Origin of the sequence: Corynebacterium rouxii, from assembly GCF_902702935.1 — a bacterium.
Taxonomy (GTDB): Bacteria; Actinomycetota; Actinomycetes; order Mycobacteriales; family Mycobacteriaceae; genus Corynebacterium; species Corynebacterium rouxii.
The window spans coordinates 1186971-1203741 of the sequence record NZ_LR738855.1; the positions used below are offsets into that span (position 1 = coordinate 1186971).

A 16771-nucleotide genomic window follows, 5' to 3' on the forward strand; every position below is an offset into this window, starting at 1 on the left:
CGGGGTTAGGGGGAAATCACTGGTCGAGAGGCTCGCTCGAGAACAACGGCAATGTGCTCGAACGGTCGGTCAGCAATCATTTCTAATCCCATTTCACAGGTGCGGTTAGAGGCAACAAAGCAGTCATAGTCTCCAGAATTGAGCGAACGACGCTCTTCCTCAGTGGCTGATCCGGTAAGTTCTGGGTGAAGTAGTACTCGATCGCCCGCCGAACCGCAGCAATGAGTACCTTCTGGTACCGATGCTGAACCCATGGTTTGTGCTACTTTCAACAGATCAGCATCGAGTCCTAGATGTTGTATGGAACAAGTGGGATGGACTGCAATATTTCCCAAAGTTTCAGTGATTGTTAAATGATCTATGACTTCAGAAGCGAGCCATTCCACCACATCTAAGATGCGAAGTTGCGAAAATCGCTCTTTATCGGTGCCAGATAAAACTGTAGGGATATTTTCGAGGATCCCGTGAGTACAGCTCGATGCATCGACGATAATTGGAAGTCGACCTTGGTCGGACCAGCGCCACATATCGTTAACAATCTGGGAAGCATGATATTTAAAGCCTTCTTTGTAGCCCTTTGATGACCAAGGTGTTCCACAACAGCGGCCTCCAACGTCGTGCGGAATCCACACGGGTACACCGCTTCTTCGTCCTAATTCGACCACGGCTTGGGGTAATGACAGACTTGCGGGATGCGCATGGGCGGACTTTCCAAACATACGATTGATGCAAGCAGAGAAGTAGACAGCTTGCGCTCCGGCCTTGTGTGTCGTGGGTAGTTTTTGAGCTGCTTGGGGAAGATCACCAGGGATACTCGGTAGGAGATCTGGATTAATCAATTCACGCCCAGCATTAGTTATATTTTGTAATGATGAGGTGCCGAGCAGTTTCGCGCTGACCAATCCGCCTCGAACTAATTTTTCGATGACCTCCCATTTTTTCGCCCCTGCCAAAGCAACTTTTCCTGAGGTAGCGCTTGTTTGCTTCTCGCGGAAGTGTTTCATCACTTTGCCGGTATCGATACTGATTGGGCAAGCTATCGAGCACGAGCCATCAGCTGCGCACATGTCAATAGCATTGTATTGGTATTCTTCTTGAAGTTTTGCCAATACTTCAGAGCCTTCTTCTTGTCGAGCCATTTCTCGACGTAAGACGATGCGTTGGCGTGGGGTCAGCGTGACATGACGAGAAGGGCAAACAGGCTCACAAAATCCGCATTCCACACAAGAATTTATTTCCTGCTCGATCTTGGGGAAACTCTTAAAATTCTGAAGGTGGATGTCTTGCTTCCGGGTGAGCTTAACATCAGGAGCCAAGATTCCTGAAGGATCGAGAAGGTTTTTCACCTCCCACATTAGTTCCCATGCTTGGGTACCCCATTCACGTTGCAGGAATGGAGCCATATTAAGCCCAGTACCATGTTCTGCTTTAAGGGAACCATCGTATTTATCAACTACGAGTTCTGATAAGTCCTCTAGAAACTGTGCATATTTTTCACGTTCCTTCTCAATTCCAAAGTGGGGAAGGATAAAGAAATGCAGGTTACCAAAAGCTGCATGTCCCATGACCATTTCGGGATACTCATAGGAAGCTAATAGATCAAGAAGATCGGCTGCACCTTGCCCTACTAAGGCTGGTGGGAAGCAGACGTCTTCGGTAATAAGGGCAGTTCCTTGAGGTCGGTCAGAACCAATAACACCGAACAAGCCATTTCTAATATGCCACGCGCCTCTTTGTCCGTCTACAGTTTTGTCGAAGGTTAGAGGCGCGATAAGGTCGGCGTCAGCCAATACAGAGCGTGCTTTTTCAATAGTCGAATCGAGATCGGCGTCATCAACACCACCAACTTCAAGTAGCAATGCAGCGCATGTATCAGGGATATTATTCCATTCACGAGGCGCTTCTCGGAAATTTGCAACAGATCGCTTTAGTACAGGTGCGACGAGTAACTCACATGCTTCTGCACCAATCCCCATTAGTGGGCTTACGTAGTTAGCTGCGTCTCTCAGATCACTAAGCAGTACCCAAGCGACAGCCTTTTTTCTTGGCAACCGAACGGTATTAATGACCGATTCAGTGACTACACCAAAGATGCCTTCGGAGCTCACCATTAGCTTAAGAAGAATCTTTACTGGTTGATCTTCGTCAAGGAAAGCGTCGAGACGGATTCCATTTGTATTTCTGATGGAAAACTTCTTGCGTAGCCGATCAGTGAGAGCTGAATCTGAGCGAATCCGATCGCGAAGCTCTATGAGCCCTGCGTGTAATTCGGGTTCTTGTTCTTGGAAACGTAGGTCGCCTGCGGATGTATCCACAATAGTGCCACTGGGAAGGACAATGCGAGCGTCAACAATTGAGTGATAGACATCGCGGTCCACCGAACAGCGCATGCCACCAGAGTTGTCAGCAACTACGCCACCAATGGTACAAACCGCAGTTGAGCCTGGATCTGGTCCAAGCATGACCCCTTGTCGGCCTAGTACTGCTTGCGCGTCACCAAGGACCACACCGGAACGCGCCCACAATTGTGCACCGTCATTACGCACTTCCATCCCTAAAAAGTGTGTCTTGACGTCTACAAGAATATCGTCGCTTGTGGCCTGTCCGTTGAGCGATGATCCTGCTGCGCGGAAAGTGAGCTTTCGGCCGTGGTTTCGTGCAAATTGCATAAGCCGAGAAAGGTCGTGCTCATTACGGGGCCGAACAACTACTTGCGGTACACGTCGATAAGGCGAACCGTCCGACGCATAGCGCACGAGGTCGGACAAGGTTCCCAAAACATTGCTTCTTCCAACTATTTTAGACAACTGGGCTATGAGCTCATTAGGGGCACCGTCTATCAGCTCAGGGCCTACCGCATCGGCTTGACTAGTGGTGCCTTGCGGACGGCCTATTACGTGGGGATCGGGTAGAAGTAGTTTGCGCATACATTGCACGTTAGTGCTTATTTGTCATCTCGCGCACAGTTACCCCCACATTTCGTTACTTAAATTCAATATTTAACCCGTATGGCGGGAATTAAATTCCAGCATGTGGGAATTGTGGTTATGATGTGTGATGTAGAACAAAGCAGGAGTATGGCCCATAGGAGGTGCCTAGGATGTCAATGGTTGATAGCCATGAAAAACAGCGCGGAGACGCTGGGGAAGTAACTACCGAGGATAGGTCTTCAGTAATTGCCGTCCTCGTGTTTCCGGTTTTGATGATTGTAGGCGCAGTTATTGCGTATCAAACGCCGGAAACTTTTGTCGGCTTCAAGCCATATCTAAATCCAATGCTGATGTTCATTATGTTTGCGATGGGATTGACGATCACACTTCCTGATTTGAAAGAGGTCGCTCGGCGACCATGGCCAATAGCACTGGGGGTGGTGTGTCAATTTATTGTCATGCCTTTGTCTGCCGTCGCAATATCTTCAATATTGGGCTTCGATCAGTCGCTTACCATCGGGTTAATTCTCTTGGGATCCGTGCCTGGGGGTACCTCCTCAAATGTATTGACGTATTTAGCAAAAGGCGATGTTGCGCTATCTGTGGCAATGACTTCAGTTTCTACACTGGTATCGCCGTTTGCTACACCGTTGATCATGGTGCTTTTAGCTGGAGAAAGCGCTGAGGTCAATGCTTCTGGAATGATGGTGAGTTTGCTAAAAACTGTATTGATTCCGGTTGGGGTTGGGCTCATTTTAAGATTTTTCGCCCAGCGCTTTGTTGATGCTGTACTACCGGTATTGCCGTGGCTTTCGATCGCGGTGATTGGGATCGTGATGATGACGGTTGTGGCTGGGGCCCATGCCAAATTAGCTACAGTTGGCATCGTGGTTGTGCTAGGTGTTGCGATTCAAAATCTTATTGGGTTTGTTGCTGGATACTGGAGCGCTCGCTTTATGCGTCAACCAGAAGCTTCGTGTCGGACTACGTCGATCGAAGTTGCCGCCCAAAACTCTGGGCTGGCAGCTTCGATGGCAACACAGTTTTTTACTCCGGAAGCAGCGTTGCCTGGCGCGGTTGCGACAATCTATGCAAATATCTCTGGCGCGTTTTATGCGGCGATAGTTCGACGTAGGGCGCTGTAGGAAAGGAAGCAAGAATAAATCGGCTGTGATGTAGAAGTGCATTACAGCCTTTCCTGCGAGGGAAAGGCTTAAATGACATAATGTACATTATCGGACATTTGGGGTCGGTTGAAAATTTCTGGAGAGCTAAGCCAGTTTATGCGGTTTGTATGCCCAGTGTTCATTGTCTGCGTTGTCTGTGGCATTTAACCTTTATGAAGATTCATATTTAAGCGGCTCGGCATTGAGGTCCAAGTTTATGTGTGATGATAGCTCCTGTTTGAATGTCTGGGATATGGGTATAGAAAAGGCTATAACTTTCCTTTTGGTGGCAGTTGGTAAGACATCGAGACCCTACTATTACGTCACAGTGACATAATAGTAGGGTCCTTCCATTGGCCTACATTTCTGAATTAAGAAGATTTCGATCATCTTTTTTAGAGCGGTACGCTACCCACAGCTGTAGACCGGTAAGTAAAGCAAATGCTCCGGCGATAAGAGCCAACCAAGGCAAAGATTGTTGGATCATATACGCCATGAACGCTATGAGCACGACAATCCGGAGCCACAACGCAGGAATCATTCTATGCGCCATCGTTACGAGCTTCTTCCTAGGATCCGGACTTTTCGAGGTTTAGTAAGACGTTGATTTCTCCGTTTTCGTCAATTTTTGCGGCTACAAACTCAGGCATGTGTACATTAAAATCGAGCCGATTAATCGGAATGGTCGTCGATACTTTTACCGTATTGCCGTCGCGAATAATTGTGAAATCTGGTGTCACGTCACGTGTTACACCGTGAATGGTGAGTTTTCCGGGAATCCTAAGCTCAATAGATGTTCCATCGCTTGGCACGGCCGAAAGATCTACTGCTTGGGAAATTTCGTAGGAAGCTTCAGGAAACTTGGCAGTTTCGAAAATCTTTGAGCGTACATTTGTGTCGCGTTTTTGATTGTCGGTATGGATATCCGCCATATCGATCGTGACGGTTCCGGAAGTTAAGCGTGAATTTTTAACGGAAACATTTCCTGACACTGACCGCGTTGACCCTGATGTGACTCTCTTGTCACCAGGTAGAACTTCATGAAAGGTGAATCCTGCAGAACTGATATTAGGGGCTTTCCCGTAAGTAACGGACCATTCTCCATCAATATCTGTGGAAGCTGGCTGTGCATTGGAGGTGTCTATCTGTTCGGTTTTTACCCCCGGGTTTGTGAGCAATGGGATAAGGGCTATGGCTACCGCTACGATGGCGAGAACCGCGACCGCTATAAAAGTGCCAATAATAATGGGCTTTTGCTTGTTATCCATAGTGATGTCTCTTTTACCTTAATCTCTCGATTTTCTTTGCCAATGAGACAAGCTCTGCACAAAGCTCTTTCATATCTTCGGCGCTGATGCCTTCGTCTGCGGCGGTGGCTATATCTTCGGCGGAACATCGTAGTTCATACAGTGCATCGCGGAGGTTGTCTACTTTTTCAGGAACTAAAACAACTGCTCCTTCTGGAAGTGCGGTTTTTGCTCCGGATCCATGTCGCTGTTCATATGCGCGCTGTCTGCAGGATTGGCTACAAAATTTCTTCGGGCGACCTCGGCCGTTGGAGTTTAGCTCTTTGCCGCACCAGGCGCAGGTCGGGATTCGTTTCGTAGGCATCCGCCATATCATAGCGAACGAAACTCCCTACCGTATATTCGACTTATATCAAAGGCCCTTTTTGTAGGTGAATTTTATAGATTTTATATTTTTATGGCGGTAAAACTCCTATAAAGGCCATGCTGGGAACAAAAAGCTAGCCGCCATACGTTATAGTAAAAGATCTGTGTAGTTATGTCTTCTTCTCTCCTACTCGTGAAGAAACATGAGACTATGAACATCCAATGCTTGAATCGCTAGAACGAAAGGACGGGGATTCCTCTTATGGCAGATCGCGTACTACGTGGCAGTCGAATGGGTGCTGTGAGCTACGAAACTGACCGTGATCATGATCTCGCTCCACGTCAGATGGTCCGTTACAAAACTGAAACGGGTGAAATTTTTGACGTGCCTTTCGCTCATGACGCTGAAATTCCAAGTGAGTGGCTGTGCAAGAATGGTCAGCTGGGCATCCTCATGGAAGGTGAAGGTGTAGAAGCCAAGCCTGTTAAACCAGCACGTACACACTGGGATATGCTTCGTGAACGTCGTTCTCTTGAAGAACTTGATGTTCTTTTGGAAGAGCGGATTGAAATGCTTCGTAAACGACGTCGCAATGCTGCGCGTTTGCTGAAACAACAGCAGGAAGAAGCTGCCGCAGCTCAAAATTCCTAAAGTCAGATTTCGACTTGAAACTAATAGGGGGCGGTGCACAGGATTTCTCCTGCGCACCGCCCCCTATTCGAGATGGGCTCTAGATAAGATGCTTCTTACGGAAAGAGCTAACCTCATGGCGAATGAGACGTGAAGACTCTGTATAAAGATTGGTGATCTGTTCTTTGCGGTGCTGGATACCCCACTTTGTCACCTCGAGGAGGGAATCCTTGACAAAACTACCGTCAAGCTTAGACTCACCGATTTCTCGTTCTGTGAAAGTAATCGGAACTTCGCGCACATCGAAACCAAGCTGAATGACACGCCACGCCATATCTACTTGGAAAATATAGCCAGCATTAGATAGCTCGTTGAGATCAACTGTCTCAAGTACCTCTCGACGGAAAGCACGGTAACCCGCGGTCATGTCAGAAAGTCCTGCGCCAAGGGCTAAGGAAATGTAGATATTACCGCCCTTAGATAACACCCAACGATTCTTAGGCCAGTTCACAACTTTGCCACCTGGTACATAACGGGAACCAATGACGAGATCCGCGCCGTTATCCACCTGTGCAAGCAACAGGTGGAGTTGTTCGGGTGCATGTGAGCCGTCGGCATCCATCTCACATAGCACGGTGTAGTCGCGTTCTAGGCCCCATTGGAAGCCAGCCACGTAGGCTCCACACAAACCGCCTTTACCCTCGCGGTGAAGCACTTTAATGTGCGCGTCTGCAGCCGCCAAGGCGTCGGCTGCCTCTCCTGTGCCATCTGGGCTATTGTCATCCACGACGAGGATGTCTACGTTAGGGTTTGTCTTACGTACACGGCCCGTGATCAATGGGAGATTTTCCAACTCGTTATACGTTGGAATGATCACCAAGGTTTTTTCGCTGGGCATGGACATGAGTTTTTCGTAGCTCCTCAATTGATCAATTCTTTTTGCGTGGTGCTCGAGATGATGCTTGTGGCATCTTTCTGCGTATAGCTAACGCAGATACTGCGCATAGAGTTCCAATAATAACCAAGACTTCCTCCAATAGCGTGCCATACCGCGCGGAAAAAGTGATGGTTTCTTTCAACGGAAGCGATTGTACTAGAGTTGCCGATTCGAATATTTTCGAGTGTTGGAGTACTTCACCACTCGGTGTCACTATAGCCGAAACACCTGAAGTAGCTGCTACGACCACTGCTCGGTCGAGTTCGATTGCGCGCATACGGCTCATAGCAAGCTGCTGATAAGTCATATCTGTGAACCCAAAAGTGGCATTATTCGTAGGGGTCGCTAATACTTGTGCCCCCGCCAGTACCGCGTCTCGTCCTGCTTGGTCGAATGCCACTTCGTAACAAGTGCTTATTCCGAGCTTGACTGTTTCTCCTAATTGAGCAGCATGAACTCGTACAACGCCGTTACCTTCACCTGGTTTGAAATCGCCGGCGAGATCAACGAGCGAAGAAAACTTTCGGAAAAAGTCGCGCCAAGGCATCCACTCGCCAAAAGGTTGTAAAAACTTTTTGACATGCCAGTCTCCTTCCCCAGTTTCCGGATCGAAAACCACCATGGCATTTCGAGCGCCTACTTCATCGGTTGTAACCGTCCCGACAACAATGGGCGCTTGTGCTGAAACGACCGCAGAGTCGATGAGATTGCGTGCGCGAACATCTGCAAAAGGATCGACATCCGAGGAATTTTCCGGCCACACTACGAAGTCAACTGGTTCAGTTATTTTTTTCGTTTCTTGTACATGGTTCGCTAATACAGCTCTACGCTGAGCATTGAAATCCAGTCCAAGTCGAGGAACATTGCCTTGAACAGCAGCCACGGTGACTTGGTGTTGCCCTGTTAAATCTTGGCTTTCGGAAGACCTGAGATTAAACCACGTGCCAGCCGTGACCACGCTCATGATGACAGAGATTGTGAGAGCCAATCGTGTATTTGTGCGCTGGAGCAGTGCGAAGATCAATGCACCTACCAACATTGTGGCAAATGAGACTAACGCAGGGCCACCCCATGCTGCAAAGGGTGCTAAAGGGCCACCTATCTGACCCCATGCGAGGCGAACCCATGCAAAACCGCCAAATGGATAGTTGGACCTCAGCCACTCCACTGCGAGCAGTACAAACGGGGCTGTAATCCACCCTTTTCGTGTAGATAACAGTTTTGCTAACGGTGCTCCCCACAGAATTGAATACAAAGATAAAAATATCGACAAAGCAACGTAAGGCATTGCCCCTACAAATTCGCCGATCCACGGGAGAAGTAATAAAAACAGTGTTACGGAATGAGCGATCGCGATAAGTGTGCTCATTCGCGAAGAAAGACATTCTGAATGCCGAGGAGCTAGTGACCATAGCAGCAATGCGATACCGATTGGTGCACAGCTGTACCAGCCTAGAGGCTGATAAGACGAGAAAACGAGCAATGCTGCGACTACCGCTGCAGCGAAACGTGTGAGAAGCACTCGAGCTGCTCGGGACCTTTTCCGATTCACGCTTATGAGCTACTTTCGGCCCGAATCGTTAGAGCCTGAACCATCGGTACCGAAATCTTCCGGCCTTAGGTTTCGAGTCCATGATTGTATTTCTTCCTCATCGATTACTTGTTCAGAGGCATGAGGTTGAGCGAACGATCCGTAGTGTGCTTGTTGTCGATACGCATTTGTAGCTTCAAAGCTTTTTGCCCCTAGTTCTTCGATCTTCGTCCGAAGCTTTTTCGCTAAGAGATTTCTCACTAAAGCACGCGTGGGTGTGCAGATAAGCAATAGACCAACAATTGAGGTAATAAACCCAGGCATTGCAACGCCCATTGCTCCGGCACCTATCAAACCAAGGTCTCCTACTGCACGTCCTGCGGAAGCCGTCCCGCGGCTAAGTTTGCGAGAAATATTTTGCATTTCCCAAGCAGCGAGAATGAGTCCACCGAATAAGCACGCAAAAAGGAGGATCAAGGCGACCCCAGTTCCGAGCCACCGAGATACTCCCCAAAAAGCTATAGCCTCGATGAGGAAGTAGGGCAAAGCAAAATAAAGACGCATGCCCCTACCCTACCTGCTCATGAGACGAAACAAGGCTTCTAGTTTTGTGTGCCTTCTTCGAGATTTCCTTCCATTTCTAGGAAAGTATTACGCAAGGTATCCAGTGCCTCTGCTGTTGGGTTTTCCCACATGCCTCGATCGACAGCTTCGAGCAAACGCTCCGAGATATCACGAAGTGCCCAAGGATTTGATTTTTCAAAGAACTCGCGATTACTCGGGTCTTTTACGTATGTATCGGTCAGCGTTTCGTACATCCAGTCGTCCATGAGACCAGTGGTGGCGTCGTATCCAAAGAGATAGTCCACAGTTGCGGACATCTCGAAAGCGCCTTTGTACCCATGGCGACGCATCGCTTCAATCCAGCGAGGATTTACTACGCGTGCTCTGAATACGCGACGAGATTCCTCATGTAGCGTTCGTGTCTTGACCGTTTCTTGGCGAGTCGAATCCCCGATGTATGCCTCAGGATCTGATCCGGTAAGCGCACGAACTGTAGCTACCATTCCGCCGTGGAATTGGAAATAATCATCGGAGTCTGCGATGTCATGTTCCTTAGAATCAACATTTTTTGCAGCCACTTGGATGCGTCGATACGCACTTCGCATTTCTTCGTGGGCTTTTACGCCGTTGACTCCTCGGCCATACGCATATCCGCCCCAGTTGGTGTATACCTCTGCAAGATCCTGATCATCGCGCCAATTGCCAGATTCTATGAGTTCTAGGAGTCCAGCGCCGTAGGTCCCTGGTTTCGATCCGAAGATTCGCCGAACCGGTACATTGTGATCGTGCTGATCCGACATCATGTGCGCACGAATGAAGTTTTGTTCTGCTGGTTCGTCCAGTTGAGAAACTAGCTGAACTGCGTCGTCGATAAGGGCTAGCACATGTGGGAATGCGTCACGGAAGAAGCCCGAGATGCGAACGGTTGTATCAATTCGGGGACGCCCAAGTTCCTCTAGCGAAATGACTTCAAGATCAACAACGCGTCGAGAAGCCTCGTCCCATACCGGACGAACACCCAACAGTGCGAATACTTCAGCGATATCATCGCCAGAAGTTCGCATTGCGGACGTTCCCCATACGGAAAGTCCGACAGACTTAGGGTACTGTCCATCGTGCTCATCGCGGTATCGCTGAACTAAGGAATCTGCCAGCAATTGGCCAGTTTCCCACGCTAGGCGTGAAGGCAAGGATTTCGGATCTACTGAATAAAAGTTACGTCCGGTAGGCAAAACGTTGACCAGACCGCGCATTGGAGAACCCGATGGGCCAGCTTCAATGAAGCGTCCGTCTAGAGCACGGAGAATTTGATCGATTTCGCGGGATGTTTGTTCGAGACGTGGAATGATCTCGTTGCACGCGAAAACGAGCAGCGATGTAACCCCGGCGCGGTTGGCATCATCTGGTAGCTCGGCATTGTCGACGATTTCGGTTACTGCTGTAGGGTCCCAGTTGTTTTCCTCGAGGCGAGTGAGCATTCTGTGTGCGATGTTTTCGATTTGGTCGACGCGATGACGGTTTTCGTCGCCTGCTTCGGAGAGTCCAAGGCTTTCGCGGAGTCCTGGGATTGCTTCTTCTCCTCCCCAAAGTTGGCGTGCGCGGAGCATGGCGAGGACGAGTTCGACGCGAATTTCTCCGGTGACGTTTTCGCCGAGGATATGGAGGCCACCACGGATAGCTGCGTCTTTGATTTCGCAGAGCCAGCCGTCGATCTCCATCATTTTGTCGTCGAATGCGTCTTCGTCTGGTCGTTCATCCCATCCGAGGTCGCGATCCATTTTTGCGGCTTGAAGGAGGGTCCAGATTTCTTGCCTGATTGCGGGAAGTTTAGCTGGATCCATGGCTGCAATGGTTGCGTGTTCGTCGAGTAGCTGCTCGAGTCGAGTGATGTCACCATAGGTTTCTGCTCGTGCCATTGGTGGAATCATATGGTCAACTAGCGTGGCGTGTGCTCGGCGCTTTGCTTGAGTCCCCTCGCCTGGGTCGTTAACTAAGAATGGGTAGATCAAGGGGAGATCTGCGATCGCTTGGTCTGGGTAGCATTCTGGTGATAGGCCGGCGTTTTTGCCAGGTAGCCATTCCATGTTGCCGTGTTTTCCCATATGGACGATGGCGTCAGCGTGGAATTTTTCGCGGAGCCAGAAGTAGACGCCGAGGTAGTGGTGATTAGCAGGTAGATCGGGGTCGTGATAGATGCCTACTGGGTTTTCACCGAAGCCGCGAGGTGGTTGGACCATGACGACGACGTTGCCGAACTGTAGTCCGGCTATGTAAAGCTCGTGTGTTTTGGGGTTCACGTAGTGAGTTCCTGGAGCTTCACCCCAATGTTCGGTCATTTCTTCTTGCATTGCACTAGGTAAGGTTGCGAAGAAGTCGAGGTAGTCGTCTTTTGCAAGTTTGAGGGGGTTGTTGTCTAGTACTTCTTGGGTGAGCCATTCTGGGTCGTGTCCGCCTGCTGCAATGATGGCGTGCATGAGGGCATCGCCGTCGTGGTCTCCTTTGGTGCTGTAACCGGGGATATTGGCGGGGTCACCGATGTTGTAGCCTGAGGTGTGTAGCGCTTCCAGAACTCTTAGCGTAGATAGTGGTGTATCAAGGCCGACTGCATTGCCGATACGAGCGTGCTTTGTTGGGTATGCGGAAAGCATGAGGACAAGTTTTTTGTCCTTGTTTTCTTTTTTGCGTAATTGGGCGTGGCGTACTGCGATACCAGCTAGTCGAGCACAGCGTTCGGTATCAGGAACATAGGCGATGAGTCCGTCTTCGTCATATTCCTTGAAAGAAAATGGGACGGTAATCAGTCGTCCATCGAATTCTGGTACGGCGATTTGGGTTGCTACGTCGAGGGGACTTAGTCCTTCGTCGTTGTCGTTCCAGTCGGACTTGGAATTGGTGAGAGCTAAGCCTTGGATGATAGGAATGTCGAGGGCAGCTAGCTTGGCGACGTCCCATGCTTCATCATCTCCGCCTGCGCCTGCGGTTGCTGGTTTTGTACCACCAGCTGCAAGAACTGTAGTGATTAAGGCATCGCATGTAGAAAGTTCAGCGAGTAGATCTTCTGATGCTTGGCGCAAGGAAGCCGAGAAGATTGGTACGGGTACTGCGCCTTGAGCTGCAATAGCGTTGGCAAGCTCGGTGATATATGCAGTGTTTCCTGCAATGTGTTGGGCTCGGTAATAAATGATGCCGATTTTAGGTAGCGATGATTCAGAGCTGTTCTGGTGAGTGGCGGAATCCAAAAATCCCCAAGATGGCATGTGTTGAGGTTGATCGAATCCAAGACCAGTTAACAGCAGCGTGTCAGACAAGAAGTTGTGTAAATTGGCGAGGTTTGTTGCTCCACCTTCGGCTAAGTAAGTGTGTGCCGTTGTGACGACGCCTGCGGGGGCAGTCGATAACTCAGTGAGTTCTGCATCGACTGCTAGTTCACCAGAAACTGCGATAACAGGAATATGTGTAGAAAGGAGCGTATCAAGGCCTGCTTCCCAAGCCCGTTTTCCACCTAGTAGACGAACTACAAAGATGTCAGTTGTGGAGATGAGCTCGCCTAGTTTTTCTTCATTCACATAGTTGGGATTGAAGTACTGGAATTCTACTTCTGATTGTGATGTAGCTGCTTTGGCCGATAACAAATCGGTATCGGAGGTGGAGAGCAATGTGATCATTGTAAAACGTCAATTCCTTTCGTGGGAGGCGCGCCCAGCGCAGGTGTAAAAGTTGCATGGCATATGTCCTGTTTCAGAGCACGTCTTTCGAAAGAAAAGCATCACGGTTGTGGTCTGACTGTAACAATGGCGCGACCGTCCGGGTTTTCACCGAGTTCACGACTGTGATTTTTATCCTTGAAAGTGTTCTGTGACTACGTCATGGTTCCGGTCTAGCTTAACTGAGCGCGAGGATTTCCACTGCATGTCGCACTGAGTTGGTGCACTCGGGTTCAATTCGATCGGGCACTAATCAAAAATTATGATGACCTAATGTGACAAAAGCCAACATTGAACACCTCACATTAGTGAGTTTTGTTGGTTTTATGTGACTACTATGAGCGCCATGACTTTTCAGAAGAGCGCAGATGTGAAGTCTGCTGCTGTACTTATCGCACATCCTGACCGAAGCCGCTCCGATATGTGCCCTGGGGCGCTCAAACTTCACCATGCCAATGATGGTGCCATTGGTCGTGTCCGCTTCCCCGGTGGTCGTGTTCGTGCGTCCCAATGGGAAGACATTGCTCGGATTTCTGATGAGCTAGGTGATGGCAGCATTCACATCACGACTCGAGGCAACATGCAGTTCCGAGGTGTATCGGATGAGGCAGCATTTGCCGATGTGGTTGAAGCTGCAGGATTTTTGCCTTCCCGTCGTCACGATAAGATCCGAAACATTTTGTGCTCACCGCTGAGCCCTGAGCTGTGGACGCTTACGGATGATTTGGATCAATCTCTTCAAGAAAACGACGTGGTTGCTGGCCTTTCCGGCCGTACTCTTTTTGGTTTCGATGCTGGTTCTGGCGATATCGTGAGTCAGAATCCCGATTTCGGCGTGGTGTATGTAGACGGAGCTCACCAGTTGATTTTGGGTGGTAAAGCAACGAGCGTCGCTATAGCTGATTCTGATGAAGTTGCCACAATTCTCACTGCAGCTGCGGAGATTTGGCAAAATATGCGTGAAATTGAATGGCGGCTACACGAAAGTCCTGTTGCACGTCAACGGATCGCTGAGGAGCTTCATGAGCGTTTCGACGTAGGACGTCGTGAGGTTGCTGTCCCACGTGCTCAAGGATCTGCTCGTCCGATTGGCTGGATTTCAGCAGACGACGGTACCGTGACCTTGGGCGCAGGATTGCGGTTTGGTTTCCTGACGTCGAAGGTTGCTCGCATTCTTGCGGCTGTAGGAGCTGAAACATCGATTACGCCCTGGGCTTCGCTTGTTATTCATGGTTTGAAAGAAGATGAAGCGGAAGCAGTAACAAAGGTTTTGGCGCCGCAAGGTCTTATCTTTGATGCCCACTCCCCTTGGCTCAAGGTCACAGCTTGTACCGGCCTTCCAGGCTGCCAAAAGTCGCTGACCAATACTCAACAAGATGCGATGACGCTTCTCCAATCCGGTGATGAGATCAATGGTTTAGTACACTTTTCAGGGTGTGATCGCAGGTGCGGTCACCCTTTGTCACATCACACTGAATACGTCGCAGTCGGCGACGGAGAATATGAGGTTTCAGAACGGTGAGCTTCGAGTGCATCACAGACGGTAACGAGATCTATAGGCAATCCTTTGCCATGATTCGTGAAGAGTCGGATTTAAGCCGGTTCGATGACAAACAGGCACAAATCGCGGTTCGAATGATTCACGCAGCAGGTGAAGTTGATTTGGCGGAAGACATAGAATTGTCCACGAATGTTGTTGATACCGCCCGTGATGCGTTGCGCCGAGGCGCACCAATCTTGACTGATGTCAACATGGTGAAAAGCGGCGTGACTCGTAAACGTTTGCCTGCAGGCAACGAAGTAATCTGTCTGCTCAATGAACCTCGTACGGTGGAACTAGCTCGGGAACTTGGTACAACTCGATCTGCTGCCGCCGTCGAGCTGTGGGAACCATATATTGCCGGTGCAGTTGTTGCTATCGGTAATGCTCCTACGGCCCTCTTCCACCTGCTTAATTGGCTTGCTGAGGATCCACAACGTCCACGACCTGCAGCGATTTTAGGTATTCCTGTGGGGTTCGTTGGTGCCGCAGAATCTAAAGCTGCATTAGCCAATGTCGCCCACGACTTAGGCGTCGAATTTGTCACTGTTCACGGGCGTCGTGGCGGATCAGCTATCACCTGTGCCGCGATCAATGCTCTGGCTACGGAAAAGGAGATTCTTCCATGACAGCTGTGACCGCAGGAAAGCTTATGGGAGTCGGAGTGGGCCCTGGTGATCCTGAACTGCTTACCGTTAAAGCAGTAAAAGCAATTAAGTCGGCAGATGTTATTGCGTTCCATGCGAAGCCGAATGGTCAATCGGCCGCTTATCGCATTGTGGAGTCGTATACTCGCCAAGACCAAGTACTCGAGTTGCTGGAATACCCCGTTACGACCGGTGTCACTGAGCATCCGGGTGGGTATGCTGGTGCTATGGCAGCATTTTATGCCAGCGTGGGCGAACGCTTACGTGATCATCTGATCGAAGGCAAGAACGTAGTAGTTCTTGCACTTGGGGATCCGATGCTTTATAGCTCATACCAGCATATTCATCGATTGTTGTCTGAAGATTTTGATACTGAAATCATTCCTGGTATTCCTTCGATCACTTCAGCTGCTGATGTGCTAGGAAAACCTCTATGCGAAGATGACGATGTACTGACGATCCTTCCGGGAACATTGCCTCATAGCGAGCTCGTGGCACGGCTGTCAGATTCTGATGGCGCTGTCGTCATGAAACTCGGCCGAACATTTGATAAAGTCCGCAAAGCCATGATCGAAGCTGGCGTAGCAGATCGTGCTCACGTGGTAGTACGCGTCGGAATGGCCGATCAGCACTCAGTTCCTGTCATGGAAGCAGACCCACAGGCCATTCCCTATTTCTCCGTAGCTGTGGTTCCTTCTATAACTGATACCAATGGAGACTCAGGTGATAAACAACAAGGCGAAGTAGTAGTTGTTGGACTCGGCCCAGGCGCTCATCGTTGGACAACTCCCGAAGTCATGGCTGAGCTTAAACAAGCCACCGACATCGTTGGATACTCTACGTATGTAAAACGAGTACCGCAGCAAGCGGGACAACGTAGACACCTTTCTGATAACAAAGTCGAAGCGGAACGGGCAGCCATGGCATTGGACATGGCAAAACAAGGCCGCAAAGTTGCTGTAGTTTCTTCTGGTGATCCTGGAGTATTTGCGATGGCAGCAGCAGTCTTGGAAACAGCTGATGACGATCAGTGGCGTGAAGTACCAGTACGCATCATCCCAGGAATGACTGCAGCTCAAGCCGTTGCTTCTCGCGTAGGTGCACCTTTGGGGCACGATTTTGGCATGATTTCGTTGTCTAACCGTCTAAAGCCTTTTGAAATTGTAGAAAAACGAATTCGGGCATTAGCCAGTGCTGATATGGCTTTTGCTTGCTATAACCCTGCGTCGAAAGAGCGACGTTGGCAAGTCGCGCGCCTGAAAGAAATCGTTAGTGAGTATCAGGCGGGATCAACACCTGTCATCGTCGCTCGTGCTGTAGGATCCGATCAAGAAGCAGTGACGGTGACGACGCTTGACGACTTTGATCCGGGCATTGTTGATATGCGAACAATGGTCATTATTGGAGCATCGACGACTAAAACCTATCAAGGTGGCGATGGAGTCCGAGTATTTACCTCGCGGTGGTACACCTAGTCTTTAAGCAATTGAATCGGTGTGGCCTCGAAC

General features: G+C 49.6%; 13 protein-coding genes. 5 read left to right on the top strand and 8 right to left on the bottom strand.

The annotated features are described in order from the left end of the window. Window positions 1-5: 5 nt before the first annotated feature. A complete protein-coding gene (locus CIP100161_RS05940) occupies window positions 6-2927 on the bottom strand; it encodes an FAD-binding and (Fe-S)-binding domain-containing protein (protein ID WP_155872743.1) in 2922 nt (973 codons plus the stop codon). Between the two features lie 173 nt (window positions 2928-3100). On the opposite strand from CIP100161_RS05940, the gene CIP100161_RS05945 reads away from it, so the two are divergent. After that, a complete protein-coding gene (locus CIP100161_RS05945; RefSeq protein WP_155872745.1) occupies window positions 3101-4075 on the top strand; it encodes a bile acid:sodium symporter family protein in 975 nt (324 codons plus the stop codon). A gap of 379 nt (window positions 4076-4454) precedes the next feature. On the opposite strand, the gene CIP100161_RS05950 is transcribed toward CIP100161_RS05945, so the two are convergent. The 3 genes from CIP100161_RS05950 to CIP100161_RS05960 are packed head-to-tail and all read right to left on the bottom strand — an operon-like array spanning window position 4455 to window position 5707. Beyond that, entirely contained in the window at window positions 4455-4649 is a 195-nt protein-coding gene (locus tag CIP100161_RS05950) for a hypothetical protein (protein WP_155872747.1), read from the bottom strand. Window positions 4650-4665: 16 nt separating this feature from the next. After that, the gene (locus CIP100161_RS05955; protein WP_155872749.1) at window positions 4666-5364 is read right to left on the bottom strand and encodes a YceI family protein; all 699 of its coding nucleotides are present in this window, start codon (window positions 5362-5364) and stop codon (window positions 4666-4668) included. A gap of 13 nt (window positions 5365-5377) precedes the next feature. Further along, window positions 5378-5707 carry a hypothetical protein gene (locus CIP100161_RS05960; protein ID WP_155872751.1) on the bottom strand — a complete coding sequence of 110 codons (330 nt, stop codon included), beginning with the start codon at window positions 5705-5707 and terminating at the stop codon, window positions 5378-5380. 264 nt (window positions 5708-5971) lie between these two features. Between CIP100161_RS05960 and CIP100161_RS05965 the strand changes: the two genes are divergently transcribed. Beyond that, window positions 5972-6361 carry an RNA polymerase-binding protein RbpA gene (locus CIP100161_RS05965; protein ID WP_014301899.1) on the top strand — a complete coding sequence of 130 codons (390 nt, stop codon included), beginning with the start codon at window positions 5972-5974 and terminating at the stop codon, window positions 6359-6361. Window positions 6362-6440: 79 nt separating this feature from the next. Here the strand turns inward: CIP100161_RS05965 and CIP100161_RS05970 are convergent, their stop codons facing one another. The 4 genes from CIP100161_RS05970 to cobN are packed head-to-tail and all read right to left on the bottom strand — an operon-like array spanning window position 6441 to window position 13037. Beyond that, entirely contained in the window at window positions 6441-7244 is an 804-nt protein-coding gene (locus CIP100161_RS05970; protein ID WP_155872753.1) for a polyprenol monophosphomannose synthase, read from the bottom strand. A 25-nt stretch (window positions 7245-7269) separates the two neighbouring features. Next, a complete protein-coding gene (gene lnt, locus CIP100161_RS05975) occupies window positions 7270-8829 on the bottom strand; it encodes an apolipoprotein N-acyltransferase (protein ID WP_155872755.1) in 1560 nt (519 codons plus the stop codon). Window positions 8830-8838: 9 nt separating this feature from the next. Beyond that, window positions 8839-9372: an FxsA family protein gene (locus CIP100161_RS05980; protein WP_155872757.1), complete on the bottom strand. Its 534-nt coding sequence runs from the start codon at window positions 9370-9372 to the stop codon at window positions 8839-8841. A gap of 38 nt (window positions 9373-9410) precedes the next feature. Then, a complete protein-coding gene (gene cobN / locus CIP100161_RS05985; RefSeq protein WP_155872759.1) occupies window positions 9411-13037 on the bottom strand; it encodes a cobaltochelatase subunit CobN in 3627 nt (1208 codons plus the stop codon). A gap of 376 nt (window positions 13038-13413) precedes the next feature. On the opposite strand from cobN, the gene CIP100161_RS05990 reads away from it, so the two are divergent. From CIP100161_RS05990 to cobJ, 3 genes are read left to right on the top strand one after another with little or no spacing between them, the layout of a single operon-like run. Next, window positions 13414-14598, top strand: coding sequence for a precorrin-3B synthase (locus CIP100161_RS05990; protein WP_155872761.1), 1185 nt, complete (start codon window positions 13414-13416; stop codon window positions 14596-14598). Beyond that, entirely contained in the window at window positions 14595-15245 is a 651-nt protein-coding gene (locus CIP100161_RS05995) for a precorrin-8X methylmutase (RefSeq protein ID WP_155872763.1), read from the top strand. Before CIP100161_RS05990 ends, CIP100161_RS05995 begins: the two co-directional genes overlap by 4 nt. Further along, a complete protein-coding gene (gene cobJ, locus CIP100161_RS06000; protein ID WP_155872765.1) occupies window positions 15242-16738 on the top strand; it encodes a precorrin-3B C(17)-methyltransferase in 1497 nt (498 codons plus the stop codon). The genes CIP100161_RS05995 and cobJ overlap by 4 nt, the downstream gene beginning before the upstream one ends. Window positions 16739-16771: the final 33 nt, after the last annotated feature.

Excerpts from the sequence above, each read along its gene's own strand:
- CIP100161_RS05960 (WP_155872751.1), bottom strand. The coding sequence starts at position 5,707 with ATGCCTACGAAACGAATCCCGACCTGCGCCTGGTGCGGCAAAGAGCTA.
- CIP100161_RS05945 (WP_155872745.1), top strand. The coding sequence starts at position 3,101 with ATGTCAATGGTTGATAGCCATGAAAAACAGCGCGGAGACGCTGGGGAA.
- CIP100161_RS05965 (WP_014301899.1), top strand. The coding sequence starts at position 5,972 with ATGGCAGATCGCGTACTACGTGGCAGTCGAATGGGTGCTGTGAGCTAC.
- CIP100161_RS05980 (WP_155872757.1), bottom strand. The coding sequence starts at position 9,372 with ATGCGTCTTTATTTTGCTTTGCCCTACTTCCTCATCGAGGCTATAGCT.
- CIP100161_RS05940 (WP_155872743.1), bottom strand. The coding sequence starts at position 2,927 with ATGCGCAAACTACTTCTACCCGATCCCCACGTAATAGGCCGTCCGCAA.
- cobJ (WP_155872765.1), top strand. The coding sequence starts at position 15,242 with ATGACAGCTGTGACCGCAGGAAAGCTTATGGGAGTCGGAGTGGGCCCT.
- CIP100161_RS05955 (WP_155872749.1), bottom strand. The coding sequence starts at position 5,364 with ATGGATAACAAGCAAAAGCCCATTATTATTGGCACTTTTATAGCGGTC.
- CIP100161_RS05990 (WP_155872761.1), top strand. The coding sequence starts at position 13,414 with ATGAGCGCCATGACTTTTCAGAAGAGCGCAGATGTGAAGTCTGCTGCT.
- CIP100161_RS05950 (WP_155872747.1), bottom strand. The coding sequence starts at position 4,649 with ATGGCGCATAGAATGATTCCTGCGTTGTGGCTCCGGATTGTCGTGCTC.
- cobN (WP_155872759.1), bottom strand. The coding sequence starts at position 13,037 with ATGATCACATTGCTCTCCACCTCCGATACCGATTTGTTATCGGCCAAA.
- CIP100161_RS05970 (WP_155872753.1), bottom strand. The coding sequence starts at position 7,244 with ATGTCCATGCCCAGCGAAAAAACCTTGGTGATCATTCCAACGTATAAC.